Annotated in this window: 12 protein-coding genes; 6 read left to right on the forward strand and 6 right to left on the reverse strand. The window is 65.5% G+C overall.

Annotation, left to right across the window (positions count from 1 at the left end; genetic code table 11):
* Positions 1 to 74: 74 nt before the first annotated feature.
* The 4 genes from B9C43_RS09740 to B9C43_RS09755 all read right to left on the reverse strand — a co-directional run bounded on the left by B9C43_RS09740 (position 75) and on the right by B9C43_RS09755 (position 5,485).
* Positions 75 to 2,456: an ABC transporter permease gene (locus B9C43_RS09740; RefSeq protein ID WP_084425731.1), complete on the reverse strand. Its 2,382-nt coding sequence runs from the start codon at positions 2,454 to 2,456 to the stop codon at positions 75 to 77.
* Positions 2,453 to 3,214 carry an ABC transporter ATP-binding protein gene (locus tag B9C43_RS09745; protein ID WP_084425732.1) on the reverse strand — a complete coding sequence of 254 codons (762 nt, stop codon included), beginning with the start codon at positions 3,212 to 3,214 and terminating at the stop codon, positions 2,453 to 2,455. Before B9C43_RS09745 ends, B9C43_RS09740 begins: the two co-directional genes overlap by 4 nt.
* Positions 3,215 to 3,359: 145 nt before the next feature.
* The gene (locus B9C43_RS09750) at positions 3,360 to 4,781 is read right to left on the reverse strand and encodes an alpha/beta hydrolase (protein WP_084425733.1); all 1,422 of its coding nucleotides are present in this window, start codon (positions 4,779 to 4,781) and stop codon (positions 3,360 to 3,362) included.
* 71 nt (positions 4,782 to 4,852) lie between these two features.
* Positions 4,853 to 5,485, reverse strand: a complete 633-nt coding sequence (locus B9C43_RS09755) for a class I SAM-dependent methyltransferase (RefSeq protein WP_235038542.1) — start codon at positions 5,483 to 5,485, stop codon at positions 4,853 to 4,855.
* Positions 5,486 to 5,562: 77 nt separating this feature from the next.
* Between B9C43_RS09755 and B9C43_RS09760 the strand changes: the two genes are divergently transcribed.
* The 5 genes from B9C43_RS09760 to B9C43_RS09780 all read left to right on the forward strand — a co-directional run bounded on the left by B9C43_RS09760 (position 5,563) and on the right by B9C43_RS09780 (position 10,183).
* Complete coding sequence (locus tag B9C43_RS09760) at positions 5,563 to 6,654, forward strand: sensor histidine kinase (protein ID WP_143446256.1); 1,092 nt, start codon at positions 5,563 to 5,565, stop codon at positions 6,652 to 6,654.
* A gap of 193 nt (positions 6,655 to 6,847) precedes the next feature.
* The gene (locus tag B9C43_RS09765) at positions 6,848 to 7,516 is read left to right on the forward strand and encodes a response regulator (RefSeq protein ID WP_084425735.1); all 669 of its coding nucleotides are present in this window, start codon (positions 6,848 to 6,850) and stop codon (positions 7,514 to 7,516) included.
* A gap of 74 nt (positions 7,517 to 7,590) precedes the next feature.
* Positions 7,591 to 8,313, forward strand: coding sequence for a response regulator transcription factor (locus B9C43_RS09770; RefSeq protein ID WP_084425736.1), 723 nt, complete (start codon positions 7,591 to 7,593; stop codon positions 8,311 to 8,313).
* Positions 8,291 to 9,769, forward strand: a complete 1,479-nt coding sequence (locus B9C43_RS09775) for a sensor histidine kinase (protein ID WP_084425737.1) — start codon at positions 8,291 to 8,293, stop codon at positions 9,767 to 9,769. The genes B9C43_RS09770 and B9C43_RS09775 overlap by 23 nt, the downstream gene beginning before the upstream one ends.
* 114 nt (positions 9,770 to 9,883) lie before the next feature.
* Positions 9,884 to 10,183 (forward strand): hypothetical protein, encoded by a 300-nt coding sequence (locus B9C43_RS09780; RefSeq protein ID WP_051793071.1) that lies wholly within the window; start codon positions 9,884 to 9,886, stop codon positions 10,181 to 10,183.
* On the opposite strand, the gene B9C43_RS09785 is transcribed toward B9C43_RS09780, so the two are convergent.
* Both B9C43_RS09785 and B9C43_RS09790 read right to left on the reverse strand, forming a co-directional pair.
* Positions 10,180 to 10,956, reverse strand: a complete 777-nt coding sequence (locus B9C43_RS09785) for a class I SAM-dependent methyltransferase (protein ID WP_084425738.1) — start codon at positions 10,954 to 10,956, stop codon at positions 10,180 to 10,182. The two genes, B9C43_RS09780 and B9C43_RS09785, sit on opposite strands and share 4 nt — an antisense overlap.
* Before the next feature lie 23 nt (positions 10,957 to 10,979).
* Positions 10,980 to 11,603, reverse strand: a complete 624-nt coding sequence (locus B9C43_RS09790) for an HD domain-containing protein (RefSeq protein ID WP_084425739.1) — start codon at positions 11,601 to 11,603, stop codon at positions 10,980 to 10,982.
* Between the two features lie 101 nt (positions 11,604 to 11,704).
* On the opposite strand from B9C43_RS09790, the gene B9C43_RS09795 reads away from it, so the two are divergent.
* On the forward strand, positions 11,705 to 13,486 hold the full coding sequence (locus B9C43_RS09795; RefSeq protein WP_084425740.1) for a chitinase: 1,782 nt from the start codon (positions 11,705 to 11,707) through the stop codon (positions 13,484 to 13,486).
* Positions 13,487 to 13,505: the final 19 nt, after the last annotated feature.

Raw genomic sequence — 13,505 nt, forward strand, 5'->3', positions numbered from 1 at the left:
GCTCGCTCCTGTCTTCGCTGCCCTGGCACACCTCATCCAGGGCGGCTGCAGGCAGGGGCATGGCTTCGCTTGGGTCAATCGGCTGCTAGTGCTGTGACGGGTGTTGCTCGTGCTGCGCGTCGGCCGGGGAGGACGGAGGCGATCATGCCGGCGACCACGGCCACTGCCGCGACGATCAGGGTTTGGGGTAACGACATGGCGAAGGACACTGTGCTGAAGTTGAGTTCCTTGCTGATCGCGTGTGTGCCCACCCAGCCGAAGAAGACGCCCGCCAGGATGCCGACCACCGTACCTGCCACGCTCAGCAGCACGGCCTCGATTGCCAGCATCGACCGCAGTCCTCCGCGCTGCATGCCTAGTGCCCGTAGGAGCGCGGACTCCCGCGTGCGCTCAAGTACGGACAATCCCAGCGTGTTGCCGACGCCTGTCAGTGCGATGAGTACCGCCACAGCCAGCAACATGGTGGCCACCATGAGCAAGCGGTCCAAGAGCTCGGTGTAGCTGGCCTTCGCTGATAAGCCTCCGCCGACTTCGGCGCCGGTGATCGGCGCGACGACGTCACGAAGCTGCGACCGCAGGGCGGTGATGTCCGCATCCGCCACCGCGTCGGCCCAGATCGTGCCCACATCAGCATCTTTGTCCAAAGTGGACAATACGTTGGGTGAGACTACCAGTGTGTCCGCAGGTGCCAGGTAGTTGTCGACGGCTGGCAGGGTCACGGACCCGGTCTTGCCGACGAGGACCGCGGACTTCAGTCTCAGGTAGGGATCTGCGAGGACCTCCGTATCGCCGACACCGGGAACGCCCAGTACACGGAGGTCCTTGCCGTTGGCTTGGACCCGCGTCGACCGAAGCTCCCGGACGTTCGTGATTCCCGGCACGGCCGCGATGTCCCGGGCCGCGTCTGGCGGCAGGGCACCGTCGAACAATGTGACCGTGACGTCGACCGGGAACCGGGTTTCGAGGTTGCCGTTCGCGGTGGCCTTCATGCTCGCCGCGCCGACTTGAAGGGTGACGATGATGCCCACCGCCACGATCAGCGCCGCCCCTGTCGCCGCCACTCGCCCAGGGTTTCTGATCGTGTTGTTCCCAGCCAACCGAGCCGTCGGACCGAACCGGGCCAGCAACCCGGTGCACGCTCTCAGCATGAACGGCAGGTAGGTCCCAGTCGCCGCAAGCAATCCGACCGCGAACACAAGCAGCCCGCCTACGGAAAACAACAGTGCGAATGGCGTCTCGCCCGTCCCGAACCACACGGCCGCCAGCCCGATCAGCATCAGGACTGTCGAGATCACCGCGCGGAACCGTGATGTCCGCCGCTCGGTCTGCCGGTCAGCAACCGGACGCAACGCCTCCAACGGAGAGATCCGGATGGCCCGCCGCGCAGGCACCACCACCGACAGAACGGCCAGCAGCACCCCTACCAAAGCCATCGCGGTGACCTGTCCGACCGGAACGGTCAACAGTTCACCGAGCTGGAACGCGACCACCGCCGACACACCGACCCCGAGCAGGACGCCCAGCAGCGATCCGACCACCCCGATCAGCCCGGCTTCCAGCAGCAGGCCGCGCCGGATCTGCCCATTGCTCGCGCCAAGCGCCCGCAGCAGGCCGATCTGCCTGCGCCGCTGGGTGACCAGGATGAGGAACGTGTTGACGATCATGATGCCGCCGACGAGCAGCGCGATCGCTCCGAACACCAGCAGCAACAGCTGGAAGACGTACACCCCGCTGGTCTGCTCGGCCATCTTGCGCCGCGCGAAGTCCGACGACGTCTCGACCTTGTCCGCACCGGCGACCGCTCTGATCCGCTCGGCCAGCTGATCGGGATCCGCCGCCCCGGTTCCGATCACCAGGATCTCGGTCTGCAACGACGTGCGGATCGATGTGCCGCCGGTGTAGAACGCCGGTGCTACGAAAGAACTCTGTGCCAGTCCTGAGAGCAACGAATTTCCTTCGTGCGTCAGCCCGGTCACGCGCAGGGTCGCCGACGAGTTCGCGTCGTTGATCGTGATCTCGTCGCCGATCCGCATGTTCAACTGCTTCGCGGTGACCGTCCCCAATGCGATCTCATCCGGCCCGACAGGCCACGCGCCCGCTGCGAGGTCGGTCCACCGCAACGCGGGGTTGTCCGGCACCGACTGCTGCTGCAACCACTCCGACGAGCCTGTCACCCGGCCATGCGACAGGTAGCTCAGATCAGCGGACGCCACGCCCTCAACACCCCGGATTGGCTGCACCAGAGCCGAATTGTTGTCGGCCAACGTCACCACGACGTCGGTATTGGCCGTTCGTGCGATGATGCTTCTGTCCATTGTGGCGCTCTCGCTCGCGAGCACTGTCGCCGATGCTACGAGATACCCGACACTGATCATGATGGCCACGACGACCGCCACCAACCGCCGGGGGTTCATGCGCACTTCCGCTACGGCGTTGCGCAGCGCCAGGAACCTCATGCCGCCAGACTCCTCATCGCACCGAGCACCGAATCCGGTGTGGGGTCACCGATTTCGTCGACAACGCGCCCGTCGCTGAGCACCAAGGCTCTATCCGCGAACGAGGCCGCGATCGGGTCATGCGTGACCATGACAATGGTCTGCCCGAGGTCACGGCAGGACGCGCGTAGAAAAGACAACAGTGTCGAGGCTGTGGTCGAATCGAGCGCACCCGTTGGCTCGTCAGCGAACAGCACGTCTGGCTGGGTGACCAACGCGCGCGCGATCGCGACCCGTTGCTGCTGCCCACCGGACAGTTCACTGGGCCGGTGGTGCAACCGGTCGTGGATGCCCAGCGACTGCACCACGGAACCCAGTCTGTCCCGGTCGGCCTTGCGGCCCGCCAGGTCAAGGGGCAGCAGGATGTTCTGCAGCGCGGTCAGTGTCGGGACCAGGTTGAAGGACTGGAACACGAAGCCGATCCGGTCCCGGCGGACCTTCGTGAGCTCGCGGTCGGACAGCGCGGTGATCTCCTCACCGCCGACGTACACCTCGCCGTCGTCGGCTCGGTCCAGGCCCGCGAGGCAATGCATCAGGGTTGACTTGCCGGACCCGGACGGTCCCATGATGGCGGTGAACGTGCCCGCGGGGAACTGCACGGTCACGCCACGCAGGGCCGATACCGCCGTATCGCCCGTGCCGTATGTCTTCGTCAGGCTTTTCGCCGCTGCTGCGCTTCGCACGCTTTCGAAGTTACGAATTCGGGCGCTTCGGTACATCGGACCACGGTCCAGAGTTGTCTATGACCGTGGTCCGATTGCCGGTTCAGGACGACTCGATGGCGCGGATGTCGCGGTTCTGGTCAAGTTCGGTGATCTTTGACCTCCACAGGGGTGGGGCCCCGCGGCATCATCCCACCGGGGATCACCGTGCGCAGTAGACGTCTCGCACTGGTCGCTGACCTGTAACCAGGAAAGCGGTCACCGAGTTGTCGCCACAGACGTTGCCTTGCTGCAGGTAGACGCCGTGTCCGCCGGTCCCGACAGTCACCATCTTCGCCCGGTGCCCCAGCGCGTGCCGCAACTGGAGCGCACCTACCAGCGGTGACGCAGGGTCACGAGCGCTTTGCAGCATCAGGATGTTGCTCGGTCCGTCCGACGAGACGCGGACGGGCTTGTCCGGCTGGTACGGCCAGAACGCACACGGCACGATATTGCCCGGCAGGCCTGCCGACAACGGATGCTGGGCACGCAGGCGCAGAACGTCTCGCTGATACACCTCAATGGACCTTGGCCAGGCGACGTCGTTACAGATCGTGGCCGCTGCGACGGCCGCCGTGTTCTGCAGGACGCTCTCCGGCGACAACGGAAGGGCCGGCGGCGCGCCACCGTCGCGAGCGGCGATCATCGTTTGCGCGATGAGCGGAAAGCCCGCGTCGCTGTTCATGCCGCGCAACAAGGCTTCCCGCAACGTGTTTCCGGTGAATTCACCGATCGGCGCGCGGTCCAGCCGGGCAGCCAGGTCGAGGAACAGCGGGCGGACGGCAGCAGGCGAATCGGTCACCCGGTGCGGGTTTCCTGGCCGGCTTGCCCACTCGGCGAAGTCAGGAAAACGGTCGTCGACACCGATCGCCTGATTGGCCATCACCTTGCGCCAGAGTGTTTCCGGATCAGCCTCGTCATTGCTGTCGAGCAGGACCCGGTCGGTGTTGCCCGCGAAAAGTGTCGCGTACACGGCACCGACGTACGTGCCGTACGAATGCGCCCAGTAGGATATCTTCTTCTGTCCCAATGCCTTCCTGATCTGATCGATGTCCCGCACTTCGTTCTGCGTGCTGACGTGCCTGAGCAATGGGCCCGCTTTGGTTACGCAGGCGTCGGCGAATCGTCTGGCCTTGGCGACGTTCTCGCTGATGTCACCGTTGGGCGCAGGCCATTGGCTCAGGCTTCGCACGTCCGCATAGGACAGTTCACAGCTGATGGGATTGCTCCGGCCAGTACCACGCGGATCGAAGCCGATGATGTCGTAACGGTCCTTGACGTCTTGCGGAAGGCGCGCGCCGAGCGTCCACGGCCGATTCAGGCCTGGATTGCCGGGGCCACCGGGAATGAGCAGCAGAACACCGCGCCTGAGTTCCGGACGAGCCGCCGGAATCCTCGACACGGCAAGGGAAATCCGGTCACCTGCCGGTGCGGCGTAATCCATCGGCACGGACACGGTCGTGCATTCCTGGCCGAGGTCGACGGAATCGGGCGGGCACTCACCCCAGTCGAGTGCCGGTTCCGCCGTCGCCGGAGCTGCCGTCAGTATGGCCGCGAAAACCACTGAAGCCGCTAGTTTTCTCATGTCGCCAAGGCTGGCCTGGTGGCGTGCACGGAACCATCAGGCCAGCATGACCATCAATGGTGAGGACAACCCTACGGTTTGCGAGCCATGAAATAGCCCTGTGGACCCTTCTCATTGGCGTCCGCCGCCCGCTCGAGCGTGGCGACCTCCACAAACCCGGCCTGCTTGGCAAGCGAAGCCACCCGATCGACGGGCATCCAGTACACGTCAAGGGAAAGGTCGTGACCGTACCCCTGCGAGAGGTGCCGTTTCTCGTCGCCCGCCTTGAACGCGACCACCAGTTCCCCGCCTGGCTTGAGCACGCGGAAGAACTCGGCGAAGATCGTGGGCTGCACCTCGGGTGGCATGTGGATGATCGAGTACCACGAGACAACGCCGCCGAGCTGGCCGTCCGGCAGGCCGAGCGCGGTCATCGAGCCCACCTCGAACCGCAGTCCGGGGTAGGAGCGCCGGGCGACGTCGATCATGCCGGGCGAGAGGTCGACGCCGAACACGTCGACTCCGAGGCCGGCGAGATGCTTGGTCAAGCGGCCAGGTCCGCAGCCGATGTCGGCGACAGTGCCCTGCACGCGCTCGGCGAACACCCCCAGCACCGCGCGGTCGAACGGCATCTCGTCGAGCATTCCGTCGACGAGGTCGGCGTAGGCCGTGGCGACGGTGTCGTAGGAACTCCGGGTCATAGTGAGGTAGTCGGGTTCGGTCACGACCCCAGACCTTAGTCCGACACACCTCTGGACCGTGGTCGGATGTGGAGAGCAGCCAACGCGCCTAATGTGGCATCGTGGTAAATCGCCCGTGGATAGCGGACACGGTCTGGGCGGCCGTTCTGGCCGTCTTGAGCGTGTATTCCTCGTTCCCCAACATCACGGCGTGCCTGCTGGCGTTGCCCTTGTGCGCATCGCTGGCGATCCGGCGCACGTTCCCCGTGGTGGCGTTCGCAGTGGGTGCTGTGTCCGCCGCAGCACAGACATGGCTTTTACCGCACGTGAATGTGTCGGCCGCGGCCGTGCTGGTCATGGTGTACAGCCTGCGCCGCTGGTCCGGCCGAACGCTGGGCTTGATCGGCCTGGGCACCGCGCTCGTATGGGCGGTCATAGCACCGTTGATCTGGCTGCATGGATCGAGCGCCAAGGACATCGCGACCACCGCGTTGTCGTACTCGCTCATCGTGCTGACCGTGTACGGCTTTGGCCTGCGTGTACGCGAACGCGAGGAGGCGGCGCTCATGGCCGCGCGTGCGGAGGCGGCCGAGGAACGGAGTGAAATCGCGCGGGAAGTGCACGACATCGTGGCGCACTCGTTGTCGCTGATCGCCGTGCAGGCCGAGGGCGGGCGCTCGCTGGTAAGCAGGCGGCCGGACCGGGCAGCGGAGATCCTCGATGTGATCGCGGACGAATCCCGTAAGGCTTTGAACGAGATCCGCGAGATGGTCAGCGTGCTCAGACGCGGTGGACTGCTGGAGGACCAGCGTGGTTCGGCCGGAATCCGCGAACTGGTCGAGCGGATCGGCGATCGCGCCACGCTGACCGTCACCGGCGAGATCAACCCGGCACTCGGCTTCACGACCTACCGGGTCATCCAGGAAGCCCTGACCAATTTCCTCCGCCACGCGGGACCAAAAGCGACAGTGGACGTGCAGGTGGCGGTCGACGCGGAGAAAGCCGAGATCACCGTAAGAGACAACGGAAACGGGACCGCTGCCGCCACAGACGGCAAAGGACACGGCCTGACCACAATGCACGAACGCATCCAAGCCCACGGCGGCACGATGACAGCAGGCCCGCAACGCGACGGCGGTTACCAGGTCCACGCGGTCATCCCGGTCGGCGCTTCGAAGGACGCGGCGCTTTTATCGGGAGCGGGGATGCTGTGAAAAGCGCGGTTTTCTGATGGCTTGAAGTCGTCTGCGAAAGCCGGGCCGCAGGGCGGCTAAAGAAGCCGCCTTGCCGACGGCAGGCCGCAAGGGTGGCCGTCAACCCAAGACCAGGGCGTCGTGCGAGCAGTTATCGGTCTTTCACGCCAGACTTGTAGTGGAACGTCTCGATGCCGTGGGGAGCTGTGGTCGCGTGAGCTTGTCCGTGTTCCTTGTCGACGATCAGCGACTCATCCGGACCGGGTTTCAGATGATGATCGAGTCCGACCCTGAGCTGCGGGTTGTCGGGGAGGCCTGCGACGGCTCGGCCGCGGTGGAGGCCTTGCGGCAGATCGATGCCGACGTCGTGTTGATGGATATCCGGATGCCGGTCATGGACGGCGTCCAGGCCACCGCCGAGCTTTCCCGGATGGGTCATCGCGCCAGGGTGCTGATCCTCACCACGTTCGACCTGGACGAGTACGTCTTCGCCGCACTCAAGGCCGGTGCCGCCGGCTTCCTGCTCAAGGACGCCCGCCAGGAGGAGTTGCTCTCCGCCATCCATGCCGTGGCCGACGGCGGATCGGTCGTCGCGCCGACAGCCACCCGGCGGTTGCTGAGCCACGTCCTCGATTCCCTGCCTGGCAAGGCCGCCGATCCACGGCTGAAGACGTTGACCGGTCGTGAGGTCGATGTACTGCAACAGATCGCTGCCGGTGCGAACAACAAGGAGATCGCTGAGCGGCTGCATTTGGCCGATGGCACAGTGAAATCGCACATCGGCAGCCTGTTGTCCAAACTAGACTGCCGGGACCGGGTCGGCCTTGTGCTCTTCGCCTTCGAGTCCGGGCTGGCCAAGCCCGGTGGCGAGTACTTGTCATAGGTCCGGCAAGTCCACAGCTGATCCACAGGTACGCCACAGCCTGGACTTATCCGCGGACCGGAGAGTGTGCAGCCATGACACCCGGCCCTGACCTGCGACGAGCCGACGGGAATCCGATCCGTGCGCTCGTCGTCGACGACGAACTGACGCTCGCTGAGTTGATCACGATTGCCCTGCGGTTCGAAGGTTGGGAGGCCAACAGCGCCACCGACGGCCTGAGCGCGGTCAAGCTCGCCAAGGAGTTCCGGCCGGACGTGGTCGTGCTCGACATCATGCTGCCGGACCTCGACGGCCTCGAGGTGCTGCGCAGGCTCCGCGCCGACGAGCCGAACCTGCCGGTGCTGTTCCTGACCGCCAAGGACGCTGTCGAGGACCGGATCGCCGGGCTGACCGCGGGTGGCGACGATTACGTGACCAAGCCCTTCAGCCTGGAAGAGGTCGTTCTACGACTACGGGCGCTGCTGCGTCGGACCAGGGTCGTAGCCGCGAACGACGGCACCACCCTCACGGTCGGTGACCTCACGCTCGACGAGGACAGCCGGGAGGTCACCCGGGGCGGCGACTACATCGAGCTGACCGCGACCGAATTCGAGCTGCTGCGCTTCCTCATGCGCAACCCGAAGCGGGTACTGAGCAAAGCCCAGATCCTCGATCGGGTGTGGAACTACGACTTCGGTGGGCAGGCCAATGTGGTCGAGCTCTACATTTCCTACTTGCGCAAGAAGATCGACGCCGGGCGGCAGCCCATGATCCACACGATGCGGGGCGCCGGCTATGTCCTCAAACCAGCGGGTTGACCGGCGCTGGACGCTGCAGGCGCGGCTGCTCGCGCAGCTCATCGGCCTGCTCGCGGTGATGTCGGCGATGATCGGCGTGATCACCGAGTTCGCACTGAGCGAGTTCCTGGTCGCGAGGCTGGACCAGCAGCTGAGAGAGGCCCACGACCGCGCGGCGTACGAACTCGACAGCCCGAAAGGACACGACGAGCCGCAAGCGACCGACAGCAAGCCACCCAGCCCGGAAACACTGCTGGTCGAGGGCCAGAACGGCGGCACGTTCGGCGCACTGATCTACCGCGGCGAGGTGCTGGCACGGGTGGTCACGACCGACGGCACCCACGCGGTGAACGTGCCCGCCGAAACGATCAACGACATGCCCCTCGACCGGACCCCAGAGACGTGCAGCCTCGGCCCTGAGCTGGGGCAATACCGGATGACGGCCAGCCGCACCCGCCTCGGCGACGTCATGGTCATCGGCCTGCCCATGGCAGGCGTGAACTCCACGCTCATGCGCCTCGGCTGGATCATGGGTGGCGTCACGCTCGCCGGGCTCGTCGCGGCCGGAACCGTGGGTGCGTTCGTCGTGCGTCGGACGTTGCGGCCGCTCAACCGGGTCGCCGCAACTGCGGGCCGAGTCGCGGAAATGAAGCTTGACCAGGGCGAAGTCGCGTTGTCCGAGCGTGTGCCAGCCGACGACACAGATCCGCGTACCGAGGTCGGCAAGGTCGGACACGCCCTCAACCAGATGCTCGAACACATCTCCGCAGCCCTGGCCGCCCGTCAGGCCAGCGAGACCCGGGTCCGCAAGTTCGTCGCGGACGCCAGCCACGAGCTGCGCACGCCCCTCGCGGCAATCCGTGGTTACGCCGAGCTGGCCAGGCGCAGCGGCGACGAAGTGCCGCCCGCCATCGCCCACGCGATGAGCCGTGTCGAATCCGAGTCAGCCAGGATGACCACGCTGGTGGAGGACCTGCTTCTGTTGGCACGCTTGGACTCCGGCCGACCGGCCGTGAGCGAGCCGGTGGACCTGTCGCGGGTGGTCACGGACGCCGTCGCCGACGCGCACGTCGCGGGCCGCGACCACCACTGGGTTCTCGATGCCCCAGGCGTCCCGGTGATGGTCGTGGGCGACAGCGGCCAGTTGCACCAGGTGATCGCGAACCTGTTGAGCAACGCCAGAACCCACACCCCGCCGGGAACGACCGTGACCACAAAGCTGTCCACTGAGGACAATGACGTGCTGGTCACGGTCGCCGACAACGGCCCGGGAATTCCGGCCGAGCTGCAGCCTGAAGTATTCGAAAGGTTCGCGCGTGGCGACAGTTCACGATCGCGTGCGGCCGGAAGCACAGGCCTGGGCTTGGCGATTGTTGCCGCGGTTGTCGGCGCGCACGGCGGGACAATCGCGCTAAGCAGTCAACCCGGACAAACTGTGTTCACGATCCGGATGACCAAACCATTACAGGATCGATAGGTTCTTCACAGGAATGGCGCGTAGGTTCAAGAAGTATGAGCGAGCTTGCGAGCGAATCGTTCAACACAGCGAACCTGCTCATGCAACGAAAAGTGAGCACAGCGAGGAGCAGGCATGAGTACCTACAACGCGACTAACGGCCGTCGGACTGCCGCTGGGCTCGTGAGGTTGGCCGGCACCGCACTGGCCGTGCTGCTGATCGCGCACATTGCGTTCGTGCTGTTCAACGCGAATTTCAACAACGGCTTGGTGAGCTGGGTCGCGCAGTGGTCCGAGGTGGTCGGCCTGTGGTTCGTGAACCTGTTTGACACCGGGAACACCACGTTCACGATCATCCTCAACTTCGGCTTGGCCGCGGTGTTCTGGCTGGTCGTGACCGGGATCATCGCCAGAGTGCTGCGGAGCGTCGGCTAACCCCGGCAGAGGATCTCGCCGTGCAGGAGGCTGAACCACCCGTCGGGTGACGCGGCCCATTCGCACCAGCCCTCGGAAATCCGTTCGAGGTCGGCCCGCGTGGCGTAGCCGTAATCCACCGCGTGGTCGGCGATCGCGGTCTGCAGAATGCGGTCCGCCCACATTCCACCCCACCATGAACGCTCCTCAGGGGTGGCATAACACCAGACCGAGGCGCTGCCGGCAACATCGGTGAATCCCGCCGCGCGCGCCCACGCGAACAAGCGTCGGCCCGCGTCGGGTTCACCGCCGTTCCGGTACGCGACCTTCTTGTACAGCGTCAGCCAGTCGTCCAATGCCGGGACTGCTGGATACCACGCGAATGCCTGGTAATCGGAATCCCGCGCGGCCACAATTCCCTTGCTCACCCGGCGCATTTCCCTCAGTGCGCCAACGGGGTCATGCACGTGCTGCAGAACCTGGTGCGCGTGCACGACGTCGAACGTGTCGTCCTCGTACGGCAAGGCATGCACGTCGGCAACGTCGAACCGAACGTTCGGCTGCTTCACGAAGTCCTGTGCCAGGGCAAGGGCTTCCGGATTCGGCTCGATGGCTGTCACCTGCGCCACCAGCCCGGCGAAGTCCGCGGTGATCGTGCCCGGACCGCAGCCGACGTCCAAAAGGGACATGCTGGAATCGAGGTGCGGCACCAGATACGCGGCGGAGTTCGCCGCGGTCCGGGTCCGGTGGGACCGCAGGACGGCTTCGTGGTGTCCGTGCGTATAGGTCGACACGTCACCCAGCCTAACTCCAGTTCCTATAATTTGGGAGAACTATCCCGTAATATGGACAGCTCACGTCGCAAGTTCTCCCGCGCGGGAGCGTCCCACCGGGCAACAGCTTGGGGCGTATGGAAAAGATCGGTGCGTTCGAGCAATCCACGCAGCACCTTCGATCGTCCCGCACGCCACAACTCGTCGGACACCGCCGAGTACTCCGCCCGGACAGCGACCGCATAGCCGTCGTACACGACTGGATCCGCGCCGAGAATCGACAGATCCGCGTCCAACAGGATGTGTGCGAGCGGATCATCGGACTGGTGACCCACAGTCGCGAGCACGAGCTCCGAGACTTTCACGATGTGCCGCTCAGCCAGCCCAGCCTCAGTCAACTTCTCGCGCGCCCACGCCGCGCTGGCACGCTCGTCGTCTCCGGGCCGGGCGTCGTAGACGACGTCGTGTGCGCAGATCGCCAACGTCAAGATCGCCCAGTCTTCCGCGGACACATCCGCGATCTCCCACGCCTCACGGAGCACTGCGGCGATGTGGAAGGCGTTGTGATAGGCGCGGTGTGGTTCCCCGTAACGCTGCGTCAGATCCGCGGCGGCATCGGTCGGCACGCCGCCGAGTACCTCGACAGCCCGGTTCCACTGGTCTTCCACGACATCAGGCTAGTCGCCGATTTGGTCTAGACAACTCGCCGATCAGGTTCGCACAATGTGGGTCCGGTGGCACCCTGCCTCGCCACCCGATGGAGGCCGCAATGTCGCGATCCACCGTGCGGAGATTATCCGCGCTGTTCACCGCGTTCGCCCTGATCGTCTCGGCCATGGTGGCAGGCGCCGCGCCTGCCGGTGCGGCCAATCTGCTCAGCAATCCCGGCTTCGAAGCCGGTTCCACGTCCGGCTGGACGTGCCAGAGCGGCACCGTCGTGTCGAGCCCGGTACGCACGGGCAGTCATGCGCTCGCGTCGACCGCGACCGGGCAGGACATCGGCAAGTGCTCGCAGACCGTCTCGGTCGTCCCCAACACGACGTACGCCGTTTCCGCATGGGTCCGCGGAAACCCCGTGTATCTCGGGATCACCGGCGGACCGTCGACGTGGACGGCCGCCACGAACTACGCCGAGCTGAAGCTGAGCTTCACGACCGGCGCCAACCAGACGTCAGCCGAGCTGTACCTGCACGGCTGGTACGGCGCGGGCACCTACAACGCCGACGACATCAGCCTGGACGGCCCCGGCGGCGGAAACCCGGGAGCCCCTGGTACACCAGGAAATCCGACCGTCGGCTCGGTCACGAACTCCTCGATCGCGCTGTCCTGGGGAGCTGCAGCCGGGACCGTGACCGGTTACCGCGTGTACGAAGGAACCACTGTCCGCGCGACGGTCACGGGCACATCGACCACGATCACCGGGCTCGCGGCGTGCTCCACGCACAGCTACTCGGTGGCCGCGTACAACACCGCGGGCGAATCAGCCAAGACCACGCAGGTTTCCGGCACCACAACGGGTTGCACGAACGTGGGCCTGCCGAAGCACGCGTTGATCGGCTATCTGCACGCGAGCTTCGCCAACGGCTCCGGCTACCTGCGGATGGCCGACGTGCCGGACACGTGGGACATCATCAACCTCGCGTTCGGCGAGCCGACCTCGGTCACGTCCGGCGACATCCGGTTCCGGCAGTGCCCGGCCGCGGAATGCGGAGGCGTCGAGTCCGAGGCCGACTTCATCGCCGGGATCCGCGCCAAGCAGGCCAAGGGCAAGAAGGTGCTGATCTCGATCGGCGGCCAGAACGGCCAGGTCCAGCTGACCTCGACCGGCGCGCGGGACGCGTTCGTCAACTCGGTCAGCGCGATCATCGACAAGTACGGCCTCGACGGGCTGGACATCGACTTCGAGGGCCACTCGCTGTACCTGAACGCGGGCGACACGGACTTCCGCAACCCCACGACGCCGGTGATCGTCAACCTGATCTCCGCGTTGCGGACGTTGAAGAACAAGTACGGCTCGCGGTTCGTGCTCACGATGGCTCCGGAGACGTTCTTCGTCCAGGTCGGCTACCAGTTCTACGGCGGCGCGGGCGGCGGCGACAACCGCACCGGCTCGTACCTGCCGGTGATCCACGCGATGCGGGACGCTCTGACCGTGCTGCACGTCCAGGACTACAACTCCGGTCCGGTGATGGGCCTGGACAACCAGTACCACAACATGGGCGGCGCGGATTTCCACATCGCGATGACCGACATGATCAAGGCCGGGTTCCCGGTTGCCCGTACCGGACACACCTTCCCTGGCCTGCGTGAGGACCAGATCGCGTTCGGCCTGCCCGCCGCGGTCAGCGCCGGAAACGGTTACACCGCACCGGCTCAGGTGCAGGCTGCGGTGAACTGCCTGGCACGTAACCAAAGTTGCGGCGGTTACACGTTGCGCGGCGGCGCCTCGCCAGCGTTCCGCGGGCTGATGACGTGGTCGATCAACTGGGATCGTTACTACAACTGGGAATTCCAGAACAACCACGAGCCGTTCCTGAACGCGCTGCCGTAGGTTCATGGGGGCGGCCGAT

The sequence above is a fragment of the Kibdelosporangium aridum genome, assembly GCF_900176515.1.
Classification (GTDB): Bacteria; Actinomycetota; Actinomycetes; order Mycobacteriales; family Pseudonocardiaceae; genus Kibdelosporangium; species Kibdelosporangium aridum.

What these genes read in the sequence shown, in the direction of transcription:
- B9C43_RS09770 (WP_084425736.1), top strand. Translation starts at nt 7,591, where the DNA reads ATGACACCCGGCCCTGACCTGCGACGAGCCGACGGGAATCCGATCCGT.
- B9C43_RS09775 (WP_084425737.1), top strand. Translation starts at nt 8,291, where the DNA reads ATGTCCTCAAACCAGCGGGTTGACCGGCGCTGGACGCTGCAGGCGCGG.
- B9C43_RS09795 (WP_084425740.1), top strand. Translation starts at nt 11,705, where the DNA reads ATGTCGCGATCCACCGTGCGGAGATTATCCGCGCTGTTCACCGCGTTC.
- B9C43_RS09750 (WP_084425733.1), bottom strand. Translation starts at nt 4,781, where the DNA reads ATGAGAAAACTAGCGGCTTCAGTGGTTTTCGCGGCCATACTGACGGCA.
- B9C43_RS09780 (WP_051793071.1), top strand. Translation starts at nt 9,884, where the DNA reads ATGAGTACCTACAACGCGACTAACGGCCGTCGGACTGCCGCTGGGCTC.
- B9C43_RS09745 (WP_084425732.1), bottom strand. Translation starts at nt 3,214, where the DNA reads ATGTACCGAAGCGCCCGAATTCGTAACTTCGAAAGCGTGCGAAGCGCA.
- B9C43_RS09740 (WP_084425731.1), bottom strand. Translation starts at nt 2,456, where the DNA reads ATGAGGTTCCTGGCGCTGCGCAACGCCGTAGCGGAAGTGCGCATGAAC.